This window comes from Streptomyces sp. NPDC052079, from assembly GCF_040680275.1.
Taxonomy (GTDB): Bacteria; Actinomycetota; Actinomycetes; order Streptomycetales; family Streptomycetaceae; genus Streptomyces.
In genome coordinates this window covers 304,243-328,482 of the sequence record NZ_JBFAWL010000002.1, presented here as the reverse complement: position 1 = coordinate 328,482, position 24,240 = coordinate 304,243, and the positions used below count along the sequence as shown (strand labels likewise).

Annotated in this window: 21 protein-coding genes and 2 pseudogenes; 12 read left to right on the top strand and 11 right to left on the bottom strand. The window is 70.5% G+C overall.

Annotated elements, in window-relative coordinates; all coding sequences use genetic code 11:
* Nucleotides 1-147 precede the first annotated feature (147 nt).
* The 3 genes from pdhA to AB0L56_RS05950 are packed head-to-tail and all read left to right on the top strand — an operon-like array spanning nt 148 to nt 3,791.
* Nucleotides 148-1,353 carry a pyruvate dehydrogenase (acetyl-transferring) E1 component subunit alpha gene (pdhA, locus tag AB0L56_RS05960; RefSeq protein WP_361026564.1) on the top strand — a complete coding sequence of 402 codons (1,206 nt, stop codon included), beginning with the start codon at nt 148-150 and terminating at the stop codon, nt 1,351-1,353.
* A 1-nt stretch (nt 1,354) separates the two neighbouring features.
* Complete coding sequence (locus tag AB0L56_RS05955) at nt 1,355-2,347, top strand: alpha-ketoacid dehydrogenase subunit beta (RefSeq protein ID WP_365419475.1); 993 nt, start codon at nt 1,355-1,357, stop codon at nt 2,345-2,347.
* A gap of 10 nt (nt 2,348-2,357) precedes the next feature.
* The gene (locus AB0L56_RS05950; RefSeq protein ID WP_365419472.1) at nt 2,358-3,791 is read left to right on the top strand and encodes a dihydrolipoamide acetyltransferase family protein; all 1,434 of its coding nucleotides are present in this window, start codon (nt 2,358-2,360) and stop codon (nt 3,789-3,791) included.
* 66 nt (nt 3,792-3,857) lie between these two features.
* Here AB0L56_RS05950 and AB0L56_RS05945 read toward each other — a convergent pair whose 3' ends face one another.
* Entirely contained in the window at nt 3,858-4,331 is a 474-nt protein-coding gene (locus AB0L56_RS05945; RefSeq protein ID WP_365419470.1) for a hypothetical protein, read from the bottom strand.
* A gap of 53 nt (nt 4,332-4,384) precedes the next feature.
* The gene (locus AB0L56_RS05940) at nt 4,385-5,299 is read right to left on the bottom strand and encodes a D-alanyl-D-alanine carboxypeptidase (protein ID WP_365419467.1); all 915 of its coding nucleotides are present in this window, start codon (nt 5,297-5,299) and stop codon (nt 4,385-4,387) included.
* 195 nt (nt 5,300-5,494) lie between these two features.
* Between AB0L56_RS05940 and AB0L56_RS05935 the strand changes: the two genes are divergently transcribed.
* Together AB0L56_RS05935 and AB0L56_RS05930 are read left to right on the top strand one after the other, a co-directional pair.
* Entirely contained in the window at nt 5,495-6,151 is a 657-nt protein-coding gene (locus AB0L56_RS05935) for a GntR family transcriptional regulator (RefSeq protein WP_361026549.1), read from the top strand.
* Nucleotides 6,148-7,467: an MFS transporter gene (locus AB0L56_RS05930; protein ID WP_365419463.1), complete on the top strand. Its 1,320-nt coding sequence runs from the start codon at nt 6,148-6,150 to the stop codon at nt 7,465-7,467. The genes AB0L56_RS05935 and AB0L56_RS05930 overlap by 4 nt, the downstream gene beginning before the upstream one ends.
* Nucleotides 7,468-7,581: 114 nt before the next feature.
* On the opposite strand, the gene AB0L56_RS05925 is transcribed toward AB0L56_RS05930, so the two are convergent.
* A complete protein-coding gene (locus tag AB0L56_RS05925; RefSeq protein WP_361026543.1) occupies nt 7,582-8,406 on the bottom strand; it encodes a maleylpyruvate isomerase family mycothiol-dependent enzyme in 825 nt (274 codons plus the stop codon).
* Nucleotides 8,407-8,588: 182 nt separating this feature from the next.
* On the opposite strand from AB0L56_RS05925, the gene AB0L56_RS05920 reads away from it, so the two are divergent.
* The 3 genes and pseudogenes from AB0L56_RS05920 to AB0L56_RS05910 all read left to right on the top strand — a co-directional run.
* Nucleotides 8,589-9,416, top strand: coding sequence for a carbon-nitrogen family hydrolase (locus AB0L56_RS05920; RefSeq protein WP_365419460.1), 828 nt, complete (start codon nt 8,589-8,591; stop codon nt 9,414-9,416).
* 39 nt (nt 9,417-9,455) lie between these two features.
* Nucleotides 9,456-9,617 (top strand): annotated as a pseudogene (locus AB0L56_RS05915) (carbon-nitrogen family hydrolase); the annotation flags it as partial.
* Nucleotides 9,618-9,630: 13 nt separating this feature from the next.
* Nucleotides 9,631-9,816: pseudogene (locus tag AB0L56_RS05910) on the top strand (hypothetical protein); the annotation flags it as partial.
* Nucleotides 9,817-10,008: 192 nt separating this feature from the next.
* Here AB0L56_RS05910 and AB0L56_RS05905 read toward each other — a convergent pair.
* Nucleotides 10,009-10,503, bottom strand: a complete 495-nt coding sequence (locus AB0L56_RS05905; protein ID WP_361026537.1) for an LURP-one-related family protein — start codon at nt 10,501-10,503, stop codon at nt 10,009-10,011.
* Nucleotides 10,504-10,655: 152 nt separating this feature from the next.
* Between AB0L56_RS05905 and AB0L56_RS05900 the strand changes: the two genes are divergently transcribed.
* On the top strand, nt 10,656-12,056 hold the full coding sequence (locus AB0L56_RS05900) for an FAD-dependent oxidoreductase (protein ID WP_365419456.1): 1,401 nt from the start codon (nt 10,656-10,658) through the stop codon (nt 12,054-12,056).
* A gap of 73 nt (nt 12,057-12,129) precedes the next feature.
* Here the strand turns inward: AB0L56_RS05900 and AB0L56_RS05895 are convergent, their stop codons facing one another.
* From AB0L56_RS05895 to AB0L56_RS05885, 3 genes are all read right to left on the bottom strand, one after another.
* Nucleotides 12,130-12,387 (bottom strand): DUF6458 family protein, encoded by a 258-nt coding sequence (locus AB0L56_RS05895; RefSeq protein ID WP_361026531.1) that lies wholly within the window; start codon nt 12,385-12,387, stop codon nt 12,130-12,132.
* Between the two features lie 88 nt (nt 12,388-12,475).
* Nucleotides 12,476-13,774, bottom strand: a complete 1,299-nt coding sequence (locus AB0L56_RS05890; protein ID WP_365419452.1) for a M18 family aminopeptidase — start codon at nt 13,772-13,774, stop codon at nt 12,476-12,478.
* 118 nt (nt 13,775-13,892) lie between these two features.
* Nucleotides 13,893-15,719 carry an acyl-CoA dehydrogenase gene (locus AB0L56_RS05885; protein ID WP_361026525.1) on the bottom strand — a complete coding sequence of 609 codons (1,827 nt, stop codon included), beginning with the start codon at nt 15,717-15,719 and terminating at the stop codon, nt 13,893-13,895.
* A 160-nt stretch (nt 15,720-15,879) separates the two neighbouring features.
* On the opposite strand from AB0L56_RS05885, the gene AB0L56_RS05880 reads away from it, so the two are divergent.
* Nucleotides 15,880-16,344, top strand: a complete 465-nt coding sequence (locus AB0L56_RS05880) for an SseB family protein (protein WP_361026522.1) — start codon at nt 15,880-15,882, stop codon at nt 16,342-16,344.
* Nucleotides 16,345-16,485: 141 nt separating this feature from the next.
* Nucleotides 16,486-17,478, top strand: coding sequence for a pirin family protein (locus tag AB0L56_RS05875; protein ID WP_365419447.1), 993 nt, complete (start codon nt 16,486-16,488; stop codon nt 17,476-17,478).
* Nucleotides 17,479-17,544: 66 nt separating this feature from the next.
* Here the strand turns inward: AB0L56_RS05875 and AB0L56_RS05870 are convergent, their stop codons facing one another.
* Nucleotides 17,545-19,671, bottom strand: a complete 2,127-nt coding sequence (locus AB0L56_RS05870) for a SpoIIE family protein phosphatase (RefSeq protein ID WP_365419444.1) — start codon at nt 19,669-19,671, stop codon at nt 17,545-17,547.
* A 156-nt stretch (nt 19,672-19,827) separates the two neighbouring features.
* Here AB0L56_RS05870 and aspS point away from each other — a divergent pair, with 156 nt between their 5' ends.
* On the top strand, nt 19,828-21,591 hold the full coding sequence (gene aspS, locus AB0L56_RS05865; RefSeq protein ID WP_365419441.1) for an aspartate--tRNA ligase: 1,764 nt from the start codon (nt 19,828-19,830) through the stop codon (nt 21,589-21,591).
* Nucleotides 21,592-21,659: 68 nt separating this feature from the next.
* Here the strand turns inward: aspS and AB0L56_RS05860 are convergent, their stop codons facing one another.
* The 3 genes from AB0L56_RS05860 to AB0L56_RS05850 form a co-directional block, all read right to left on the bottom strand.
* Complete coding sequence (locus tag AB0L56_RS05860) at nt 21,660-22,550, bottom strand: hypothetical protein (protein ID WP_365419438.1); 891 nt, start codon at nt 22,548-22,550, stop codon at nt 21,660-21,662.
* Between the two features lie 81 nt (nt 22,551-22,631).
* Nucleotides 22,632-23,243 carry a Uma2 family endonuclease gene (locus tag AB0L56_RS05855; protein ID WP_365419435.1) on the bottom strand — a complete coding sequence of 204 codons (612 nt, stop codon included), beginning with the start codon at nt 23,241-23,243 and terminating at the stop codon, nt 22,632-22,634.
* A 52-nt stretch (nt 23,244-23,295) separates the two neighbouring features.
* A complete protein-coding gene (locus AB0L56_RS05850) occupies nt 23,296-24,162 on the bottom strand; it encodes a helix-turn-helix domain-containing protein (RefSeq protein WP_365419432.1) in 867 nt (288 codons plus the stop codon).
* Between the last annotated feature and the right edge of the window lie 78 nt (nt 24,163-24,240).

Genomic DNA, 24,240 nt, shown 5'->3' with positions numbered 1-24,240 from the left:
CCGTGCCTCTTGCAGGGCGCTCGCCGGGGCACCTGTCACGCCTGTTCCCGGTCGAGTGGCACCCACCCCGTGCCCGGTGGTCGAGAAACAGGTGAGCCGCACTGGCCCGCCGGCAACCCCGGGGGCCGGACCGACGGAGGAGCACACGTGACCGTGGAGAGCACTGCCGCGCGCACACCGCGACGCAGCGCCGGAAACAAGGCCGGCACCACCGGCACCAAGCGCACCACCAGCACCACCAAGAAGGCCACCGGAGCGAGGAAGAGCGCCGGGCCCGCCCTCGTCCAGTTGCTGACGCCCGAGGGCAAGCGCGTCAAGAACGCCGAGTTCGACCAGTACGTCGCCGACATCACCGCCGAGGATCTGCGCGGTCTGTACCGCGACATGGTGCTCACCCGCCGCTTCGACGCCGAGGCCACCTCCCTGCAGCGCCAGGGCGAGCTGGGCCTGTGGGCCTCGCTGCTCGGGCAGGAGGCGGCGCAGATCGGCTCCGGCCGGGCGCTCCGCGACGACGACTACGTCTTCCCCACCTACCGTGAGCACGGCGTCGCATGGTGCCGCGGGGTGGACCCGACCAACCTGCTCGGCATGTTCCGCGGTGTGAACAACGGCGGCTGGGACCCCAACGGGAACAACTTCCAGCTGTACACGATCGTCATCGGCTCCCAGACGCTGCACGCCACGGGTTACGCGATGGGCATCACCAAGGACGGCGCGGACAGTGCCGTCATCGCCTACTTCGGCGACGGCGCTTCCAGCCAGGGCGACGTGGCCGAGGCCTTCACCTTCTCCGCGGTCTACAACGCCCCGGTGGTGTTCTTCTGCCAGAACAACCAGTGGGCGATCTCCGAGCCGACCGAGAAGCAGTCCCGCGTGCCGCTGTACCAGCGCGCGCAGGGCTTCGGCTTCCCCGGCGTCCGCGTGGACGGCAACGACGTGCTGGCCAGCCTGGCCGTCACCAAGTGGGCCCTGGAGCGGGCCCGCGCCGGTGAGGGCCCGACGCTGGTCGAGGCGTTCACGTACCGCATGGGCGCGCACACCACCTCCGACGACCCCACCCGCTACCGCCACGACGACGAGCGGGCCGCCTGGGAGGCCAAGGACCCGATCCTGCGCCTGCGCCGCCATCTGGAGTCCGCACACCACGCGGACGAGGGATTCTTCGCGGAACTCGAGGCCGAGAGCGAAGCGTTGGGCAAGCGGGTGCGCGAAGCGGTCCGTGCCATGCCCGACCCGGACCATTTCGCCATCTTCGAGAACGTGTACGCGGACGGCCACGCGCTCGTGGACGAGGAGCGGGCGCAGTTCGCCGCCTACCAGGCGTCGTTCGCGGACCAGGACGGGGGCAAGTGAGATGGCGGAGACCGTGACATCCAAGAAGATGGCTCTGGCCAGGGCGGTCAACGAGTCGCTGCGGCATGCGCTGGATGCGGACCCGAAGGTCGTCGTCATGGGCGAGGACGTCGGCAAGCTCGGTGGCGTGTTCCGGGTGACGGACGGGCTGCAGAAGGACTTCGGCGAGAGCCGTGTCATCGACACCCCGCTCGCCGAGTCGGGCATCGTCGGCACGGCGATCGGCCTGGCCCTGCGCGGCTACCGCCCGGTGGTGGAGATCCAGTTCGACGGCTTCGTCTTCCCGGCGTACGACCAGATCGTCACACAGCTCGCGAAGATGCACGCCCGCTCGCTGGGCAAGGTCAAGCTCCCGGTTGTCGTGCGCATTCCGTACGGCGGCGGCATCGGCGCGGTGGAGCACCACTCGGAGTCCCCGGAGTCGCTGTTCGCGCATGTGGCCGGTCTGAAAATCGTGTCGCCGTCGAACGCGTCGGACGCCTACTGGATGATGCAGCAGGCCATCCAGAGCGACGACCCGGTGATCTTCTTCGAGCCCAAGCGGCGCTACTGGGACAAGTCCGAGGTCGACACCGAGGCGATCCCGGGTCCGCTGCACACCGCGCGCGTGGTACGCGCCGGCACGGACCTCACCCTGGCCGCCTACGGCCCGATGGTGAAGCTCTGCCAGGAGGTCGCCGACGCGGCCGCCGAGGAGGGCCGCTCCCTGGAGGTGCTCGACCTGCGGTCGGTCTCCCCGATCGACTTCGACTCGATCCAGGCATCGGTGGAGCGGACGGGCCGGCTGGTCGTGGTCCACGAGGCACCGGTGTTCTTCGGTTCCGGCGCGGAGATCGCCGCGCGGATCACCGAGCGCTGCTTCTACCACCTGGAGGCCCCGGTGCTGCGGGTGGGCGGCTACCACGCCCCGTACCCGCCGGCCCGTCTGGAGGAGTCCTACCTCCCGGACCTGGACCGGGTGCTCGACGCCGTCGACCGCTCGCTGGCGTACTGAGGAGAGGGTCGTGACGACGATGACGAACGCGTCCGTACGCGAGTTCAAGATGCCGGACGTGGGCGAGGGCCTCACCGAGGCCGAGATCCTCAAGTGGTACGTCCAGCCGGGTGACAAGGTCACCGACGGCCAGGTGATCTGCGAGGTGGAGACGGCGAAGGCGGCCGTCGAACTGCCCATCCCCTACGACGGCGTGGTCCGCGAGCTGCACTTCCCCGAGGGCAGCACGGTGGACGTGGGCACGCCCATCATCGCGGTGGACGTCGCGGGCGGCGCGGCCCCGGCGGAGGAGGCGCCCGCCGCTGCCGCCGCGTCGGAGGCACCTGCCGCACCCGCCACACCCGCCGCGCCTGCCGAGGAAGCCGGGGAGAAGCCCGCCGCCCGTCAGCCCGTGCTGGTCGGCTACGGCGTGGCCACCTCCACGACTCGTCGCCGCCCGCGCAAGCAGGCCCCGGACGACACCGCTGCCCGCCAGGCGGCGGTGGCGGTCCAGACGGAGCTGAACGGCCACGGCGCCGGGGCCGCCGCCCCCCAGGAGCGCCCGCTGGCGAAGCCGCCGGTGCGCAAGCTGGCGAAGGACCTGGGCGTCGACCTGGCCACGGTCACTCCGACCGGCCCGGACGGCATCATCACCCGCGAGGACGTGCACGCGGCCGCGGCCACGGCACAGGCGCCGGCACCGGAGCAGGAGGCCGTGCAGGTCCCCGCCCCGGCCCCGGTCGCCCCGGCGTCGTACGACACCGGCCGCGAGACCCGTATCCCCATCAAGGGGGTGCGCAAGGCGACGGCGGCGGCGATGGTCGGCTCGGCGTTCACAGCGCCGCACGTCACGGAGTTCGTGACGGTCGACGTGACGCGCACGCTCAAGCTGGTCGAGGAGCTCAAGCAGGACAAGGAGTTCGCCGGACTGCGGGTGAACCCCCTCCTGCTGATCGCCAAGGCGCTGCTGGTCGCCATCAAGCGCAACCCCGAGATCAACGCGTCGTGGGACGAGGCGGCCCAGGAGATCGTGGTCAAGCACTACGTCAACCTGGGCATCGCGGCGGCCACCCCGCGCGGTCTCATCGTCCCGAACATCAAGGACGCCCACGCCAAGACGCTGCCGCAACTGGCCGAGTCCCTGGGCGAACTGGTGTCCACGGCGCGGGAGGGCAGGACGAGCCCCGCCGCGATGCAGGGCGGCACGGTCACGATCACCAACGTCGGCGTCTTCGGCGTCGACACGGGCACGCCGATCCTCAACCCCGGCGAGTCGGCGATCCTCGCCGTCGGCGCGATCAAGGCCCAGCCGTGGGTCCACAAGGGCAAGGTCAAGCCCCGTCAGGTCACCACGCTGGCCCTCTCCTTCGACCATCGTCTGGTCGACGGCGAACTGGGCTCGAAGGTCCTGGCCGACGTGGCCGCGATTCTGGAACAGCCCAAGCGGCTGATCACCTGGGCGTGACGCCCGTACGGCGACGGCTCCCCGCCCACCGGGCGGGGAGCCGCTCTCCGTTCTCGGCCGGGGTGCTCACCGGCTCGCCGCCAGGGCCCGGGAGACCGCGGCGAGCGCGACGGAGAAGCTGCCGGCCGTGCACAACAGCCAGAGCACCACGGCCAGCAGGGAGCGGTCCAGGGGGCGCGGGCCAGCCGGCGTAGTTTCCAGGTCGACGCGCCCCCGAGCAGAGCGAGGGTGACGAGCGAGCCACCGCTCACAGCCAGCCCCGCCGGTCGCCGAGGGCGCTGCGGATGCCGGCGGCCACGCCGTCCGGGGCCCGGGGAGGGCGGTGAAGCCGTCGGAGACGATCTGCTCCATGACGATCGTGGCGATGGTCTCGGCCTCGAGTACACGCCGGCAGTCGTACGAGGTGCGCCGCAGGATCAGGTTGACCGTCTCGCGCCAGAGGTCGGGCGTGTCGTCGGGCCACCGGAGCTCCTCCTCGGACTCGCTGAGGTGTCCGGTGAGGCGGTGCCCCCGGGTGGCCGGAGACGCCCCGGGGCCCACGGCCGGTGCGCGGCCGGGGCCCCAGGGTGTGCGGGCGCACGGCCCCGGGCGGGTCAGAGCCTGCCGAAGCCGTAGCTCAGGAGCTTCTTCGCGTCCTTCTCGCGCTGGGCGGCGGAGGACGACGCCAGGACCGTGCCGATGACCGTCTTGCCGTTCCGCGTCGCGGCGAAGACCAGGCAGTACTTGGACACCGAGCCGGAGCCGGTCTTCACGCCGATCGTGCCCTGGTAGCTGCTGAGCAGCGTGTTCGTGTTGGTCCACGGCGCCATCGTGCGGGTGCCGCCCGACTTCGTCCGCGTCTTCGCCGTGTACTTCTTCGTCTTCACGATCGAGCGGAACGTGGAGTTTTTCATCGCACTGCTCGCGATCTTCGTCAGATCGCGCGGCGTGGAGTAGTTCTTGCCGTTCCCGATGCCGTCGAACGAGTCGAAGTGGGTGTTCTTCAGGCCCAGTTTCTTCGCGTCCGCGTTCATCTTGCCGATGAACGATTTCACGCGGGCCGAACGGGTTGTGCCCGTGCCGAACTTGTCGGCCAGCGCGTACGCCGCGTCGCAGCCGGACGGCAGCATCAGCCCGTAGAGCAGCTGGCGCACGGTGACCTTGTCACCGACGATCAGCCGCGCCGACGAGGCGTTCTTCGACACGATGTAGTCGCTGTACGCCTTTTGGATGGTGACCTTGGCGTCAAGGTTCAGGTTCTTCTGCGCGAGGACGACCTTCGCGGTCATGATCTTCGTGGTCGAACCGGTCGAACGGCGCGTGTCCGCCGCCTTGGTGTACAGCGACTTGCCGTTCGCGTTGTTCATCACGAAGCCGCCCTTGGCGACGATCGTGGGCGCGGCGGCGGCCTGTACGGGAGCGGCCTGCGCGGGCGCTGCGTAGAGCGCTCCGGCCGAGAGGACGGCTCCGGTGGTCACGGCGACGCCGACGGCTCTGCTGATGCGGATGCCCTGAATGCCGATCTTCAAGTGAGGTACCCCGATTGAGTTGAATGCCCCAGAGGTGCGGCAGAGTTGAGGTGCGGCCCGCAGTGGGCCGCACATGTCCGACTCCTGTGGGTGGCGGATGGTTGTGCTCGCCGTGGGGTGAGTTTCCGGGGATGTGTGCAGTCCGCATCGTGGACGCGCGCTTTCACGCGTACATGTTGTATCTATCCTGTCCGCATGACCAGCCTGGCCCCTGTGAAGCAGCCGCCCGCCGCCGAGCGCGTCTACAGCCATGTCAAGCAAGCGGTCCTGGACCGCCGTTACGAGGGTGGCACGCTGCTCACGGAGGGCGAGCTCGCCGAGGCGGTGGGGGTCTCGCGGACCCCGGTGCGGGAGGCGCTGCTGCGCCTGGAGGCCGAGGGGCTGCTCAGGCTCTACCCGAAGAAGGGCGCGCTGGTCCTGCCGGTCTCCGCGCAGGAGATCGCCGACGTCGTGGAGACCCGGCTGCTGGTCGAGGAGCACGCGGCGAGAAAGGCCGTACCCGCGCCGCCCGCTCTCATCGAACGCCTGGAGCAGCTGCTCGCCCGGCAGAAGGAGCAGGCCGCCGCCGGTGACTTCGCCGCCGCGTCCGTCACCGACCGGTGCTTCCACGCCGAGATCGTCCGCAGCGGCGGGAACGAGATTCTCTCCCGCCTCTACGACCAGCTCCGCGACCGTCAGTTGCGCATGGGCGTCGCCGTGATGCACTCCCACCCCGACCGCATCGCCAAGACCCTCGCCGAGCACGAGGAGATCCTCGCGGCGCTGCGCTCGGGTGACGCGGAAGCGGCCGTCGGTGTGGTGCACCGGCACGTCGGCTGGTTCTCCCACCTGGCCAGGGGTGAGGTGCGGTGAGCGCCGCCAGTAAGGGGTCCGGCGCAGCGTGCGCGGACCCTCCCGGCGGACGGCGGGCCCTCGCCGTCTGGGGGATCGGCGTCTCCGTCTACTTCGTCGCCGTCATCTTCCGCACCTCCCTGGGGGTGGCCGGCCTCGACGCCGTCGACCGCTTCGGGGTCAACGCCTCCGCCCTGTCCACCTTCTCCATCCTCCAGCTGCTGGTCTACGCGGGGATGCAGATCCCTGTGGGGCTGCTGGTCGACCGGCTCGGCACCAAGAAGGTGCTGAGCATCGGCGCCGTGCTGTTCACGGCCGGGCAGCTCGGCTTCGCCTTCTCGCCGTCGTACGGCATGGCGCTCGCGTCGCGGGCGCTGCTCGGGTGCGGGGACGCGATGACGTTCATCAGCGTGCTGCGGCTGGGCAACCGGTGGTTCCCGGCGCGGCGCGGGCCGCTGGTCGCACAGTTGGCCGGGCTGGCCGGCATGGCGGGCAACCTCGTCTCCACGCTGGTCCTGTCACGGCTGCTGCACGGGGTCGGTTGGACGGCGGCGTTCGCGGGCAGCGCGCTTGCCGGGGCGGGGGTGTTCGTGCTGCTGGTGCTGTTCCTGAAGGACCACCCCGAGGGCCACGAGCCGGAGCCCGTTGCGCACCGGGGCGCCGCCTATGTACGCCGTCAGATCGCCGCGGCCTGGCGGGAGCCGGGGACGCGTCTCGGGCTGTGGGTGCACTTCACCACGCAGTTCCCGGCGATGGTGTTCCTCCTGCTGTGGGGCATGCCGTTCCTCGTCGAGGCGCAGGGGCTTTCCCGGGCGGCCGCCGGCGAACTGCTGACGCTCGTGGTGCTGTCCAACATGGCCTTCGGCCTCCTCTACGGCCAGATCGTCGCCCGGCACCACGGGGCGCGGCTGCCGCTGGCGCTGGGCACGGTCGGGGCGACGGCGGTGCTGTGGGCGGCGACGCTGGTTTATCCGGCGGATCGGGCGGATACGGCGCCGATGTGGCTGCTGGTGGTGCTGTGCACGGTGTTGGGGGCCTGCGGGCCGGCGTCGATGCTCGGGTTCGACTTCGCGCGGCCCGCGAATCCGCCGGAGCGGCAGGGGACGGCGTCGGGGATCACGAACATGGGGGGCTTCCTGGCCTCCATGACGACGCTGTTCATGGTCGGGGTGCTGCTGGACGCGACCGATGGCGATTACGGTGTCGCGTTCTCGTCGGTGTTCGTGCTGCAGGCGCTGGGCGTGTCGCAGATTCTGCGGTTGTGCGGGCGGGCGGCGCGGGCGGAGCGGGAGCGGTTGGTGGCTAGCCGGGTGTCGTCGGTGCACGTGCCTGTGTAGGTGCCCCGGCGTGGGGACTGGGCGGGGGTGGGACGCGCGGCCCGGCGCTTGCGGGGTGCCGTCGCGCCCACCCGTGCCGCCCTGCGGCACGATTGCCCGCGGGAGCGGGGAGGCTCAGGGTGTGACCGCGAAGTGGCGGAGGATTGCTGCGGCCAGGTCCTGGTCGCCCTCTGTCTTCAGGCGGTCCGCCATCGCTTCCGGGGTCACGCGGCCGCAGGCCAGGCGGACGTAGGTCTCCCAGTCGAGGCTGAGGGTGGCGGCCGGGCCGAGGGCCGGGGCCGTTTCCAGGGTGCCGCGGCCCTGGATGTCGACGCGGACCGTGCGCAGGAACTCCACCGGACCGTGGACGTCGATGACCACGGCCGAGCTGCGCGGCGCCCGCGCCTGCTCGGCGACCACGCGCGGCAGCTCGGCGAGCAGCACGTCGCGAGCGATGTACGCGCCGGGCGAGTCCAGGTTGCCGGGCCGGCCGAGGGCCGTGCGCAGATCCTGCTCGTGCGCCCATACGTCGAAGGCGTGCCGGCGCATGGACTCCTCCAGCGTGAGCTCCGTGCCCAGCGGGCCGCGCACCTTGGTGCCGGGGTCGCGCGTCTCGTTGCGCAGCTGGCGGTTGCGCCGGATGATCATGAGCTCCAGCTCGGAGGTCATCTCCGGCGCCGTGTGGTGACGTCGCACGTCGACCTGCATCTCCATGTACCGCTGGTGGTCGTTGGTGACGTGGAACAGGTCGCGCGGCAGCGTGTGGATGGGGCGGGGGTCGCCGTACATCTCCGAGTCCAGGCCGATGACGTGGGACACGATGTCGCGGACGGACCAGCCCGGGCATGGCGTCCGCCGGTTCCAATCGCTTTCCGGAAGCGGCTGCACCAGCTCGGATATCGCCTCGATCGAGTGGGTCCAGGCGTCGGCGTAGGGCTGGAGGGCGGGATGCAGGCTCACGGAACGGGACCCCTCGGCGGTCGGTACACGGGCAGGTTGTGGCGGCGGTGCCAGTGGGCGGTGGCTGCGCTGCGTGGGTGTCTCGGGTCGCTAAGTTACGCTGCTGTGAGGCACCCCGGCAGTGCTTTCCTGTGACGATCGTAGGCCCGTGTGCGCGGGTCGAATGCCAGGACGGTGGTAGTGTGCGCGCTTCTCTGCTCCAAGTCGCCGTGAACGAGGACGAATCGGTCGAATCGCGCCGACGTCGGGTCGCCGCGATGGTGCGGGATCAGGCCGGTGCCGATCTCGTCGTGCTGCCGGAGCTGTGGACCACGGGCGCGTTCGCGTACGAGGCGTTCGACAGCGAGGCGGAACCGCTCGAAGGGCCGACCTTCGAGGCGATGGCCAAGGCCGCGAGCGACGCGGGCGTGTGGCTGCACGCGGGCTCCGTGCCCGAGCGCGCCGTGTCCGGCAGCGGCTCCGCCGCGGGCGACGGCACCCTCTACAACACCTCCCTGGTCTTCTCCCCCTCCGGGGAGCTGGCCGCCGCCTACCGCAAGATCCACCGCTTCGGCTTCGACAAGGGCGAGGCCGTGCTGATGGGGGCGGGCGACGAACTGGTGACGGTCCGTCTGCCGCACACCGTGCTGGGTGTGGCGACCTGCTACGACCTCCGTTTCCCCGAACTGTTCCGCGGTCTCGTCGACGCCGGTGCCGAGACCTTCGTCGTCCCGGCCGGCTGGCCGGAGCGCCGCCGGTCCCACTGGACGCTGCTGGCGCGGGCACGGGCGGTGGAGAACCAGTCGTTCGTTCTCGCCTGTGGAACGGCGGGGACGCACGCCGGAGTTCCGCAGGCGGGTCACTCGATCGTGGTAGATCCCTGGGGTGAGGTCCTCGCCGAGGCGGGCCCCGGCGAGGAAATCCTCACGGTGGACTTCGACCCGGCAACGGTGGCGGGCACCCGCGAACGCTTCCCGGCCCTCAAGGACCGCGTCCTGGGCCTGCCCGCTCCGCGGCACTCGGGCGCGTAGCCGCCCCGGCCCCCCGGGTCCCATCCGCCCCCACCCGGGCTGGTGGACCCCTGGGGTGAGGTCCTCGCCGAGGCGGGCCCCGGCGAGGAGGTCCTCACGGTGGACTTCGACCCGGTGACGGTGGCGGGCACCCGCGAACGCTTCCCGGCCCTCAAGGACCGCGTCCTGGGCTTGGCCACTCCGGGACACTTCGGCGCGTAGCCGCCCCGCCGCCCCCAGGTCCCGTCCGTCTCCGGGGCTGGTGGACCCCTGGGGTGAAATCCTCGCCGAGGCGGGCCCCGGCGAGGAAATCCTCACGGTCGGCTTCGACCCGGCAACGGTGGCGGGCACCCGCGAACGCTTCCCGGCCCTCAAGGACCGCGTCCTGGGCCTGCCCGCTCCGCGGCACTCCGGCGCGTAACCGTCCCGCCACGGGCCACCGGGGCGGGACAGCCATGCCGGTCAGCCGGGCCGGGGACAGCAGCATGCGCAGCGGGACGGTCTTGGCCTCGGCCTCGTGTCCCGCCGTGTCGACGTGGGTACCGTCACCGACGAAGGACGCGCAGAAGAGGCGCGCGCCGCGGCCCGCCCCGCCCCAACCCTCCGGTCCTGCCTACTCCTCCCGCTCCTTCTCCGCCAGGTGGATCACGCACACCGCCACCGCGATCAGCAGCGCGGGGTCCGCGTCGTCCCGTACGACGTCGACGCCGTAGGTTTCCCGGACGTGCAGCCAGCGGCGGGAGATGACGGCGAGCAGTTCGCCGTCGTACTCCACGGCGAACTCCCGGTCCACGATCCGGCCGCTGACGTCCAGTTCGGTGCTGCCGTCCGCCAGGGCCACCCGGTAGTGGTTGCGCAGCAGCGACAGGCGCTTGCGCCGGACGGTGGCGAGCGGCTCGCCGCCCCGCTCGATCACCATGGTGTCCCGCAGGGCCAGCATCTTCTGATGGATGTCGATGAGGACCCGGCCCTCGGTGTCCTTCAGTTCGAAGGTGTCCCGCAGCCGCATCGCCTTGCCGTCGACGAGGAAGACCTTGTTCCCCCGGTCGTCCTCGATCCAGTAGTCGTCCCCGATGCCGAGGATCCGGTCCCGCACAAGGAATCTCATGCCGTGAGGGCTTCCCCCGCCCCGCCCCCGGCACCCGGCGAATGGGCCGACAGGCCGAGCCCCTTCACCGGGACCCGACGGATGGCGCCGGGAGGCCGCTTGCGGAAAGGCGTGGGTGCGGAGATCGACCGACGGCTACGGTAGGAGCAACCATGCCTGAGACAAGTGCCCGTCACCGTCCCACCGCCCTGGTCGTGGGCGGCAGCCTCGCCGGGCTGTTCGCCGCGGCGGCCCTCGCGGAGAGCGCCGATGTCACCGTCGTCGAGCGGGACCGGCTTCCCGAGGGGGTCGGGCAGCGGCGAGGTGTGCCGCAGGCACGGCACGCGCATCTGGTGTGGAGCGGCGGGGTCCAGGCGTTCGACCAACTGCTTCCAGGGCTGGTCGGCGAGGTCGTCGCCAGGGGAGGGCGGCTGGTGCGGATCATGCGGGACATGGTCTCGCGCGCCCCCAACGAGGTCTGGTTCCGCCGCTTCACCTCCACGCACCACCGCAATCTCGTCTGCTCCCGTGAGCTGCTGGACGCCGTCGTACGCGACCGGGTGCTCGCCGACGACCGCATCACGCTGCGGCAGGGCACCACCGCGCTGGGACCGACGGGGGACGCCACCAGGGTCACCGGCGTGCGCGTGCGCTCCGGTGAGCGGGAGAGCGTGCTGTCCGCCGACTTAGTCGTCGACGCCTCCGGACGCGGATCCCGCGCCGCGCGCTGGCTGACGCAACTGGGGCTGCCCGCGGTCGCCGAAAGGGAGATCGACGCCGGAGTCGCCTACGCGACACGGCTGTTCCGCGCTCCGGGGTCCACCGCGGGAACGAACTTCCCGCTCGTCAACGTCCAGGCCAATCCGGCCAAGGCGCCCGGCACGGGCGGCATCATCCTGCCCATCGAGGGCGACCGCTGGATCGTCACGCTGGCCGGTACCCGGGGCGGGGAACCCAGCGGTGATCCGGGCGCCTTCGTGGACTTCGCCCTCGGCCTAGGTGACCCCGTCATAGGCGAGCTGCTCGCGGACGCCGAGCCCCTCGGTGACGTCGCCACGACCCGTAGCACCGCCAACCTGCGCCACTACTACGAGAAGATGCGCCGTTGGCCGGACGGATTCCTGGTCCTCGGTGACGCCGTCGCCGGCTACAACCCCGTGTACGGGCACGGCATCACCGTGGCCGCGCAGAGCGCCCTCGCCGTCAGGGACGTGCTCCGCTCCACGGGCGTGCGGGCGCCCGGGACCGCCCGGTGTCTCCAGCGGGTCGCGGCCCGTCCCGTCGCCGCCGCGTGGGATCTCGCCGTGGGGCAGGACGCCCTGTATCCGGGCGCGGCCGGCACACCGCCCACCGCCGTGGAGCGCCTCCTGGCCCGGTACGTGGACCGGGCCGTCGCCACCGGTGCGCGCCATCCGCGGGCGCTCGGCGCGCTGCTGGACGTGATGAGTCTGGAGAAGCCCGCCACCCGCCTGTTCTCACCGGACATGCTCGTCCCGATGCTCCTCGGCCCCCGCAAGGCGTATCTGCAGGGGCCGCCGTTGACGGAGGCCGAGCGCAAGGCGGCTGTGCGCTGAGGCCCGGCCCCTACGGAGAGGCGCGGGAGAGTCCCGCTCTCCCGCGCCCTCGTGCGCATCGGCCGCCCCCCGGTCAGACCCCGTACCCGTCGCTGTAGCCGTCGCGGGTGTGGTGGTGGGGGCGGGTCGTGTCGTCGACGACCGGGGTGGCGGGTGGTACGACGACCCGCCGACGCCGGGCGATGCTGCTGAAGGTCGCGACGCCGATCAGACCGACGATCATGAAGATGATGCCGACCAGGTCAAGGTTGACACCCTGCATGTCCCAGTCGGTCGCGAACGTGAGGATTGCTCCCACGGCGATGAGGATGATGCATCCGCCGAGGCCCATGAGTGTCGCCTCCCTGTCCGGTGTTTCCGGTGCGCACCGGGTACCCGGGCGGGCGGCGGTCATGCGCCTTGGCACGTAAGGCGGCTGACTAGCTCTCAAGGAACGCGACGAGCGCGTTCGCCAGCAGGAACGGGTCGTTGGCGCCGCACAGTTCGCGCGCGCTGTGCATCGACAGGATGGCCACGCCGATGTCGACGGTCCGGATGCCGTGCCTGGCCGCGGTGATCGGGCCGATGGTGGTGCCGCACGGCATCGCGTTGTTGGAGACGAAGGACTGGAAGGGCACGTCCGCCTTCTCGCAGGCCGCCGCGAACACCGCACGGCCCGAACCGTCGGTGGCGTAGCGGTTGTTGACGTTGACCTTGAGGATGGGGCCGCCGTCGACGCGCGGGTGATGGGTCGGGTCGTGCCGCTCGGCGTAGTTGGGGTGGACGGCGTGACCGGTGTCGGAGGACAGGCAGACGGAGCCGGCGAAGGCGCGCGCCCGGTCCTCGTAGGAGCCGCCGCGCGCGAACACCGAACGCTCCAGCACGCCGCCGAGCAGCGGGCCGTCCGCACCGGTGTCCGACTGGGAGCCGTTCTCCTCGTGGTCGAAGGCGGCGAGTACGGGGATGTGGGACAGGCCCGCGCCCCGGCCCGCCGCTGCGGCGAGCGCGACCGTACCGGCGTGCACGGACAGCAGGTTGTCCATGCGCGGCCCCGCCACCAGCTCTCGGTCGCGGCCCAGGTAGGCGGGCGCCTCGACGGAGTGGACCATCAGGTCCCAGCCGGCGACCTCGCCGGACGGCAGCCCGGCGGTCTCCTCGAGGAAGGCGATGAGATCGCCGTCGCGGACGTCGCCGCCCATGCCCCAGACCGGCTGCATGTGCCGCTGCTTGTCGAGCTTGAGGCCCTCCGCGTTGACCGAGCGGTCCAGGTGGATGGCGAGCTGGGGGACGCGCATCAGGGGGCGGTCGACGCTGACCAGGTGGGTGGAGCCGTCGCGCAGGGTCAACCGGCCGGCCAGGCCCAGGTCGCGGTCGAGCCAGGAGTTGAGCAGCGGACCGCCGTAGATCTCCACGGCCACCTGGCGCCAGCCGTGCGCACCACTGTCGGGCCGGGGTTTCACCCGCAGGTTGGGGGAGTCGGTGTGGGCGCCGACGATCCGGAAGGGGGTGTGCGCGTCCGCGCCCTCGGGGACGTACCAGGCGATGATCGCGCCGCCGCGCAGCACGTACTTGCCGCCCGACGACCCTTCCCAGGCGTCCGTCTCCGCGACCTGCCGGAAGCCCGCCTTCTCCAGCCGCTCGGCGACGTTCGCCACGGCGTGGTACGGCGTGGGACTGGCCGCCAGGAAGGACATGAGGTCGTCGGTGTGGCCGCGATCGAAGCGGGGGGGTTCGCTCATGGGTTCACCTTAACGAGGGCGAGGGCCCGCTTCCCTGTGCGGGAGCGGGCCCTCGTCGGGGTCCATACGCGGCTCGTGGGGTTCTGTACTGATTACGTACCGTGAGGACCCGTAAGGGTCAGAACGCCGCCTCGTCCAGTTCCATCAGGTCCAGTTCGACGCCCTCGGCGACCTTGCGGGCCAGGGTGACGCCGGGGAGGACGTTGGCCGCGAAGAAGCGGGCCGCGGCGATCTTGCCGGTGTAGAAGGCCTGGTCCTTGGCGGTGGCCGTGGCCAGCTTGTCGGCGGCGACCGCGGCGCCCTTGAGCAGCAGGTAGCCGACGATCACGTCACCGGAGGCCATCAGCAGGCGGGTGGTGTTCAGGCCCACCTTGTAGATGTTCTTGACGTCCTGCTCGGTGGCCGCCAGGTCGGTGAGCATCAGGCCGACGATGGCCTCCAGCTCGACCGCCGCCTTGGCCAGGTGCTCGCGGGCGCCCGCCAGCTCCTCGCCGCCCTCGCCGAGCGCCAGGAACTTCTTGATGTCCTCGGCGAGCGAGTTCAGGGCCGCGCCCTGGTTGCGGACGATCTTCCGGAAGAAGAAGTCCTGGCCCTGGATCGCGGTGGTGCCCTCGTACAGGGTGTCGATCTTGGAGTCCCGGATGTACTGCTCGATCGGGTACTCCTGCAGGAAGCCGGAGCCGCCGAAGGTCTGCAGCGACTGGGCGAGCTGCTCGTAGCCCTTCTCGGAGCCGTAGCCCTTGACGATGGGCAGCAGCAGGTCGTTGAGCGCGTGCTCGGCCGAGACGTCCTCGCCCGCCGCCTCCTTCACCGCGATGGTGTCCTGGACGGACGCGGTGTAGAGGACGAGGGCGCGCATGCCCTCCGCGTACGCCTTCTGCGTCATCAGCGAGCGGCGCACGTCGGGGTGGTGGGTGATGGTGACCTTGGGCGCGGACTTGTCCATGAAGTTGGCCAGGTCCGGGCCCTGGACGCGCTCCTTGGCGTACTCCAGCGCGTTCAGGTAGCCGGTGGACAGCGTGGAGATCGCCTTCGTGCCGACCATCATGCGGGCGAACTCGATGATGCGGAACATCTGGCGGATGCCGTCGTGCTTGTCGCCGATCAGCCAGCCCTTGGCGGGGTGGCGGTCGCCGAAGGTCATCTCGCAGGTGTTGGAGGCCTTCAGGCCCATCTTGTGCTCGACGTTGGTGGCGTAGACGCCGTTGCGCTCGCCCAGCTCGCCGGTCTCGAAGTCGAAGAGGTACTTCGGGACGAGGAAGAGGGACAGGCCCTTGGTGCCGGGGCCGGCGCCCTCGGGGCGGGCCAGCACGTAGTGGAGGATGTTCTCCGACATGTCGTGCTCACCGGAGGTGATGAACCGCTTCACGCCCTCGATGTGCCAGGAGCCGTCCTCCTGCTGTACGGCCTTGGTGCGGCCGGCGCCCACGTCCGAGCCGGCGTCCGGCTCGGTGAGGACCATGGTGGAGCCCCACTGCTTCTCGACGGCGATCTGCGCGATCTTCTTCTGGACCTCGTTGCCCTCGTCGTGCAGGATCCCGGCGAAGGCCGGGCCGGAGCAGTACATCCACACGGCCGGGTTGGCGCCCAGGATCAGCTCGGCGTACGCCCAGATCAGCGACGGGGGAGCGGTGGTGCCGCCGATGGCCTCGGGCAGGCCGAGACGCCAGTACTCGGAGTCCATGAAGGCCTGGTAGCTCTTCTTGAACGAGGCCGGGACCGGGGCGGTGTTGGTCTCGGGGTCGAAGACCGGCGGATTGCGGTCGGCCTCGGTGAAGGACTCGGCCAGCTCGTTCTCCGCGAGCCGGGTCAGTTCGTCGAGGATGCTCTTCGCGGTCTCGGCGTCCATCTCCTCGAACGGGCCCGTGCCGTACAGCTTGTCGCGCCCAAGTACTTCGAAGAGGTTGAACTCGATGTCGCGGAGATTCGACTTGTAGTGCCCCATGGCGACGGCTCCGTTGAGAGATCGGCGAGGCACTGACTCCTCGCACCTAGTTCACGTACCAACAAGTAGCTACGATGATGCTACCCGTCGGTAATAAGAAGCAACCCCGATCCGGACATCTGTGACCCAGCCCTCCCGGCGGGTCAGTAGTCTGTGCGGCATGTACGGCTACGACCAGAGCGCGGGGACGCAACAGGGTTACGTCCCGCCGCAGCAGCAGATGCCGGGCGGGTACGGGCAGCAGGCGCCGCTGTATCCGGAGCCGTCCGCACCCTCGCTCGCCGATGCCGTGCGCGCGTTCACCAGCGGCCAGATGGCGGCCGAGGACTTTCAGCAGGTCTTCGCCACGTCCAAGGTCTACTGCCCCCGCGGTGACAACCCCGGATTCCTCGCCCTGCACAACACCCAGCAACCGGTGATCCCGATGTTCACCTCGCTCAAGGAGCTGCGGCGGTACGCGGGCAAGGAGTCGAAGTACTTCGTGATCACCGGCGCCGAGGTGATCGACCTGCTGCCGACCGGCTACGGCTTCGTGCTCGACATGGAGGGCGAGCACAGGATGGTGTTCGACGCCAAGGCCGTGGAGCAGATGGTCGAGTTCGCCATGCGCCGGATGTATGGCTGAAGCGATTGCCGCACAGACGACTGAGGACGCCGGTGTGCGCCCGCGCGGAGCCCGGAGGGAATTCCCTCCGGGCTTTCTCCGTTCCTGGTGGCAGGAAGTTCAACGCTCAACTAAAATGGGTGTACCCAAGGAGGTACCGACATGCCTGCAGTGACCGTCGAGAACCCGTTGACGCTGCCCCGCGTGAGCGCGACCGCCGACGCCGTGGCCCGTCCCGTGCTCGCCGTCACGACCGCGCCGAGCGGATTCGAGGGCGAGGGCTTCCCGGTGCGCCGGGCGTTCGCCGGAATCAACTACCGCCATCTCGACCCGTTCATCATGATGGACCAGATGGGTGAGGTGGAGTACGCGCCCGGGGAGCCGAAGGGCACCCCCTGGCACCCTCACCGCGGCTTCGAGACCGTCACGTACATCATCGACGGGATCTTCGACCACCAGGACTCCAACGGCGGTGGCGGCACCATCACCAACGGCGACACCCAGTGGATGACGGCGGGCGCCGGTCTGCTGCACATCGAGGCGCCGCCGGAGCACCTGGTCGTGTCCGGCGGGCTCTTCCACGGGCTTCAGCTGTGGGTGAACCTCCCCGCCCGGGACAAGATGATGGCGCCGCGCTACCAGGACATCCGCAGCGGCAGCGTCCAGCTGCTCACCTCCCCCGACGGCGGCGCGCTGCTGCGGGTCATCGCCGGTGAGCTGGACGGCCATGAGGGCCCCGGCATCACGCACACGCCCATCACGATGATCCACGCGACGCTCGCACCGGGCGCCGAGGTCACCCTGCCCTGGCGGGAGGACTTCAACGGCCTGGCGTACGTCCTCGCCGGGCGCGGGTCGGTCGGCGCCGAGCGCCGTCCGGTCCACCTGGGCCAGACGGCGGTCTTCGGCGCCGGCTCCTCGCTCACCGTCCGCGCGGACGAGAAGCAGGACGCGCACACGCCGGACCTGGAGGTCGTCCTCCTCGGCGGTCGGCCCATCCGTGAGCCCATGGCCCACTACGGCCCGTTCGTGATGAACACCAAGGACGAGCTGATGCAGGCCTTCGAGGACTTCCAGAAGGGCCGCCTCGGCACGATCCCGGCCGTGCACGGCATGACCGAGGCCGGACCGGAGACCGGCACCGACGGCGCCTGAGCACGACAGGGAACCGACCGGTCGCCCGCGGACACCACGACGTCCGCCGGCGGCCGGGCCGCCCGCTCAGTCGTCTCCCGCGACCGCGCCGTCCCTCTCGTACAGGTCGAACCAGATGCTCTTGCCCTGGCCGCGCGGGTCCACGCCCCAAGTGTGGGAGAGGACTTGGACCAGGATCAGGCCCCGGCCGGAGGACGCCAGCTCGCCCGGTCGGCGCGGGTGCGGCAGGTCGTCGCCGCCGTCGGTGACCTCGATGCGAATTCGGCGGCCGTCTCCCCCGTCGGTGACCTCGGCGAGCAGCAGGGCGTCGGTGTCGGTGTGCACCAGGACGTTGGTGAGAATCTCCGAAAGGAGCAGCACCGCCGAGTCGACCTGGTCCGTCGAGGGCCAGTCGTGCAGCAGTTCGCGCAGTTGGTGCCGGGCCACGGCGACCCGCTCGGGCTCGGCCTGCGCCACCGTCAGCATCGTGCGGCGCACCGGCGGCCGTACCGTGTCGGACTCCGCGCCGAAGCCGCAGCCCTCGCCCTGCCGGGACAGCAGTAGGACGGCGATGTCGTCCTCGCGCCGGTCGGCCAGCGGGCCGGTGGTGTGGTGCGAGGAGGGGCCGTGCACCGCCTGGACCAGCGCGTCGGCCAGCTCCTCCTGGTTGCCCTGGTGCTCCTCGAGGATGGTGCGCAGCCGCCGCCAGCCGGTGTCCAGATCATGGCCGCCGGTCTCGATCAGCCCGTCCGTGCAGATCATCATGGTCTCGCCGGACTCCAGGACCATCTGCGTGGTGGGATAGTCGGCGTCCGGGTCGATGCCGAGCGGCAGCCCGCCCGCCGTCGGCCGGGTCAGCACCGTCGCGTCGGCCATACGGATCACCGGGTCCGGGTGCCCGGCGCGGGCGATCTCCAGCACGCCGCTCACCGGGTCGACCTCGGCGTACAGACACGTCGCGAAGCGCAGTTCGGGGTCCCCCTCGCCGATGCCGTGCAGGAAGCGGGAGGCGCGGGCAAGCACGGCGTCCGGCCGGTGGCCCTCGGAGGCGTACGCCCGCAGGGCTATCCGCAGCTGGCCCATCAGCCCGGCGGCCCGTACGTCATGGCCCTGGACATCGCCGATGACCATCGCGAACCGCCCGCTGGGCAGCGGGATGACGTCGTACCAGTCGCCGCCGACCTGGAGGCCGCCGCCGGTGGGAACGTACCGGGCGGCCACGCCCATGCCCGGGATGCCCTGTCCGAGCTTCGGCATCATCGAGCGCTGCAGTCCGTCGGTCAGCGCCCGCTCGCTCTCGGCCGTGCCCGCGCGGGTCAGCGCCTGGGCCAGCATCCGGGCCACCGTGGTCAGCACCGAACGCTCGTCCGGGGTGAACGCGACCGGGTAGGCGAAGGCCGCCAGCCAGGCCCCCATCGTGCGGCCGGAGGCGGTCAGCGGCAGGAACGCCCAGGACTGGCGCCCGAAGCGCTCGGCGAGCGGCCAGGTGAGGGGATAGCGGGCCTTGTACTCCTCCGGGGAGGAGAGATAGACCGCGCGGCCGGTGCGCACCACCTCGGCGGCCGGGTAGTCGGTGTCCAGCGGCATGGAAGTGAACGGGCTGTCGGCGCCGGGCTCGTGCCCGTGGTGGCCGATGATCGTGAGATGGTCGCCCTCCACGCCGAACACGGCCATTCCGTCCGGTGTGAATCCGGGCATCGACAGATTGGCCGCGACCCGCAGCACTTCCTGCGTCGACCGTGCCTCCGCCAGCGCGCGTCCCGCGTCCAGCAGGAACGCCTCCCGCGAGCGCCGCCAGTCCCCGGTGACCGCCCTGCGCCCGGCGGGCGTGCCCGGCGTCGGCTCGGCGACCTCCTGGAGGGCACCGGTCAGGACGTATGCCCTGCGGGCGCGGTCGTAGGAGGGCTTGGCGCGGCTGCGCACGACCCGGAGCACCCGCTGCCGGTCGTCCATGACCCGGAGGCGTACCTCGGCGAGGGTGCCCTCGGCGACGGCGAGCTGGACCACTCCGGTGATCTCGTTCCAGTCGACGGGATGCAGCCGGGCCCGGATCTGCGCTTCGGTGAGGGTGACCTGCCGGGCGGGCAGCCCCAGCAGCCGCGCTGCCACGGCGTCGACCGTGAACAGCCCGGCGGCGGTGTCCCAGTGCCACAGTCCGGTGTCGAGGGCGGCGAGGACGTCCCCCACGGTGGGCAGGGGCTCACCAGAGCGCATTGCTCCACTTTATGAGGAAGATGTCGAAATGTTCCACCGAAGGCCGAGACCCGCCCCGCGGGTAATGGCGGAGAAGTGGTCCCGGGTCGGCCGGTAGGCTTGGGGGAGTTTCACGTGAAACAACGACCCCGATCTGCGAAGGCTGGATGAACGACGATGCATCGGTACAGGTCCCACACCTGCGGCGAGCTCCGCGCCTCTGACGTCGGCACCGACGTCCGGCTGAGTGGCTGGCTGCACAATCGGCGCGACCTGGGCGGCATCCTCTTCATCGATCTGCGCGATCACTACGGCATCACGCAGCTCGTGGCGCGTCCCGGCACCGAGGCGTACGAGGCGCTGGACAAGCTCTCCAAGGAGACCGTGATCCGCGTCGACGGCAGGGTCGTCTCCCGCGGCGAGGAGAACATCAACCCCGACCTGCCGACCGGTGAGATCGAGGTCGAGGTCGCCGAGGTCGAGGTGCTGAGCGAGGCGGCGCCCCTTCCCTTCACCGTCAACACCGAGGACGGGGTCAACGAGGAGCGGCGCCTGGAGTACCGCTTCCTGGACCTGCGCCGCGAGCGCATGCACCGCAACATCATGCTGCGTACGCAGGTGATCTCGGCGATGCGCCAGAAGATGACGGCGCTGGGCTTCAACGAGATGGCGACGCCGATCCTGAGCGCCACCTCCCCCGAGGGCGCCCGTGACTTCGTGGTCCCCTCCCGCCTGCACCCGGGCAAGTTCTACGCCCTCCCCCAGGCCCCGCAGCAGTTCAAGCAGCTGCTGATGATCTCCGGCTTCGACCGCTACTTCCAGATCGCGCCCTGCTTCCGCGACGAGGACGCCCGCGCGGACCGCTCGCCGGGCGAGTTCTACCAGCTCGACGTCGAGATGAGCTTCGTCGAGCAGGAGGACGTCTTCCAGCCCATTGAGAAGCTGATGACCGAGCTGTTCGAGGAGTTCGGCAACGGCCGTCATGTGACGTCGCCGTTCCCGCGCATCCCGTTCCGCGAGGCGATGCTGAAGTACGGCTCCGACAAGCCGGACCTGCGCGCCCAGCTGGAGCTCGTCGACATCACCGACATCTTCGAGGGCTCGGAGTTCAAGGCGTTCGCCGGCAAGCACGTACGGGCGCTGCCGGTTCCGGACGTCTCCGGCCAGCCGCGCAAGTTCTTCGACCAGCTCGGTGACTACGCGGTCTCGCAGGGCGCCAAGGGCCTGGCGTGGGTGCGCGTCGGCGAGGACGGCTCGCTGAGCGGCCCGATCGCGAAGTTCCTCACCGAGGAGAACGTCGCGGAGCTGACCAAGCGGCTCTCGCTGGCCCCCGGCCACGCGGTGTTCTTCGGCGCGGGCGAGTTCGACGAGGTCTCGAAGATCATGGGCGCGGTGCGGGTCGAGGCGGCCAAGCGCGCCGGTCACTTCGACGAGAACGTCTTCCGCTTCTGCTGGATCGTCGACTTCCCGATGTACGAGAAGGACGAGGAGACCGGCAAGATCGACTTCTCGCACAACCCGTTCTCGATGCCGCAGGGCGGCCTGGAGGCCCTGGAGACCCAGGACCCGCTGGACATCCTCGGCTGGCAGTACGACATCGTCTGCAACGGCGTCGAGCTGTCCTCCGGCGCCATCCGGAACCACGAGCCGGAGATCATGCTCAAGGCGTTCGAGATCGCGGGCTACGACCGTGAGACGGTCGAGGAGAAGTTCGCCGGCATGCTCCGCGCGTTCCGCTTCGGCGCCCCGCCGCACGGCGGCATCGCGCCCGGTGTCGACCGGATCGTCATGCTCCTCGCCGACGAGCCCAACATCCGCGAGACCATCGCCTTCCCGCTCAACGGCAACGCCCAGGACCTGATGATGGGCGCCCCGAGCGAACTGGACGAGGCCCGCCTGAAGGAACTCCACATCTCGGTACGCAAGCCGCAGCCGAAGTAGGCCCGACAGCGTCGACGGGGCCCGGAAGCGTTCACCGCTTCCGGGCCCCGTCGGTCGTGTGAGGGGGCTTAGAGGGCGGGGTCCTCGTCGGTGAAGAGGTCCTCGGCTGCTGCCGCCGTCAGCGAGCGCTCGAACCAGGTGGTGAGCGTGTCGAGGTCGGTGCAGCCGGTGATGCGTTCGCGGATGTCGTCGGAGATTACGAGCCCGCGCACCGTGAGGACACGCAGGATGTCCTCGATCTTGCCCTCGGCCTTCCCCTCCAGGTACTTCTCCTCGAAGAGCGTTCCGTGCCCCGGGAAGTGAGTGACGACGTCCTGCATGAGCTTCCTCCAGTTCTCCCTGGTCGGAGTGGACTCCAGACCGACTTCCACCACCTCGAACCAGTACTTCGTGACGTCCGGCGGGAAGGCCACCAGCCCGCGGGCGACCGCTTCCAGTATGGCGGCCGCCCTGGGGCCCTGGCTGTGAATGATGGCCGACAGCGCCGCCAGGGCCGGCCGCTGGGCCACCACCGTCTCGTCGGTGACCTCCGGGACGGTCTGCGGACCCAGCACGAAGGGCCGGGTGACCTGGGTCGTCCACGGGCCCACCGCGCACTGGAAGGGACCCGCTGCCCAGGCCGCCGTCGAGCGGTCGCGGCAGACCACGACCAGCAGCACGGGCAGGTCGTATTTCGCACGCAGATAGGAGACGTAATACGCCCAGCTCTTCGCCTTCTCCGGGTCCTTCTTCGTCTGGGCCTCCACGGCCAGGACGAAGTGTTCGCCCATGTCGGGCTCGAACTTGAGGACCGTGTCGGCGCGGCGTTCCACCGGGCGGATCTCGGTGACGTCGGCGGAGAGCTCGTAGAAGTCCGTCTTCAGAGGCGGGGGCAGGCCCAGTGCCTCGAAAACGGGGGCGAGGGCCTCGGGGTGCTCCTGGAAGAGCCGGTGGGAGGCCTCGTGTGTCGCTGTGACCATGCGACAAACATGGCTGGTCCCCGGGCCGGAAGGAGAGACAATAGGGGATGATCATTCGTTCGGGTGATGAATAAACGTTCCTCAGTGTTGCTCGCCGCCCTCGCTCCCGTAGAGCGGCAGATTCCGGGTCGAGATGGTCCAGTCGGCGATGGTGACGTCCTCGCCGTAGACGAAGTCCTTCCGGGTGGCGTAGCGGGGGCCGTCCGGGGTGGTGTGGATGTCGGTGAGGACGGCGCCCTCGCCCGTACGCGGGTCGAAGATCACGTAGATGGGGACGCCCATGAGGGGGTAGTCGCGCATCTTGGTGACCCAGTCGTTCTCCGGGTTGGACTTGGAGACCACTTCGATGGCGGCGATGAGCGAGCGAGGGTCGATCGAACCCTGGACGTTCAGGTCCGCCCATGCGATCACCATGACGTCGGGATGGCGCATGATGCCCTCGGGCTCGTCCTCCACATCAGGTGTGCCGGTATGGGCCAGCAACTCGTCCGGCATCGTCCTTTCCAGACGGCGGCTGATGTGTGCAGCCGTGACCTCGTGAGGCCCTCCCGGCGACATCATGTCGTGGACGATTCCTTCCTTGGTGATCTCGAACTTCCCGGGCAGCGTGTCGTCCATGGACTGAACGAAGTCCCGCATGGCCCGGTACAGGTGGGAGGCGCCCTGCTGCGGGTTGTCCGGGGCGATGGTCATGGCGCTCGCTCCTCGTCGTCTGTGCCCAGGGGCAAGGATCGTCACGTTCATGCTAGGCGGCCTCCGGAAGACCGGTTCGGCAGTCGCGGCAGCGACCTGGTTCAGGTGCGCGGAAGGCGCGGTCGCAGCCTTCGCAGTTCTGGAGCGGGTGGCGGACGGCCGGTGGCTGCGCGGGTGCGCGGACGGGCGGCGGGGGCGGGAGCTGGGCGGTGAGGCGGTGGGCGAGGAGGGCGGCCGGCCGGACGAGGGGCTCGTCCGGCAGGTTCGCGGTGAGGGCCTGGCGTACGGCGGTGGGGGTGAGGTCGCGCTCCAGCCAGGCGGCGACGCCGGGTGCGAGGTGTTCGGCGTCGGTGGCGGAGAGGAGCAGCCGGGGGTCATGGCGGCGCAGGCCGGCCAGGACGTCGAGGGCCGTCTGGAGCATGGCGGGCCAGGGGTGCGACGGCTGGGGCACGGCGGGCAGCCGCCGCTTGCGGGGCGCGGGCTCGTCGGGGGCCGTCCGCCGCGCGGGCCTGCGGGCGGCCTGCTCCCGGGCGCCTCGGTGACCTGGCCGGTTGCAGGACACCGTGCGGGTGACGATTCGGCCGGTGGAGGTGCGCTCGCGGGTGCGGCGCAGGTAGCCGTGCGTTTCGAGCTCCCGCAGGGCGGCGGCGATCCGGGTGGGGCCCTCGGGGAAGCGGGCCGCAAGGGTCTTGATGTCGACGGCGGTGCCCCGCCGCACGGACTGGATGTAGCAGGCCAGTCCGATGGCGAGCAGGGACAGCTCAGGGTGCTGGGCCAGGTCGTTGCCGATCACCGTGAAGTTCTCGGTGTGGCGGACGTGGTCGTGGATGACGCCGGCGACGGGCTGTCCGTCGGGGTGGTTCTTGCCCGGGATACGGGACTGGGGGCGCGCGGGAGCGCTAGGGTTTTCGGTGTCCATCGGGAAGCGCCTATCTTCCTCGGTGGTCAGGCCCTCGCACTGGGATGCCAGTCCCGGCGAGGGCCGTCGCATGTCTGG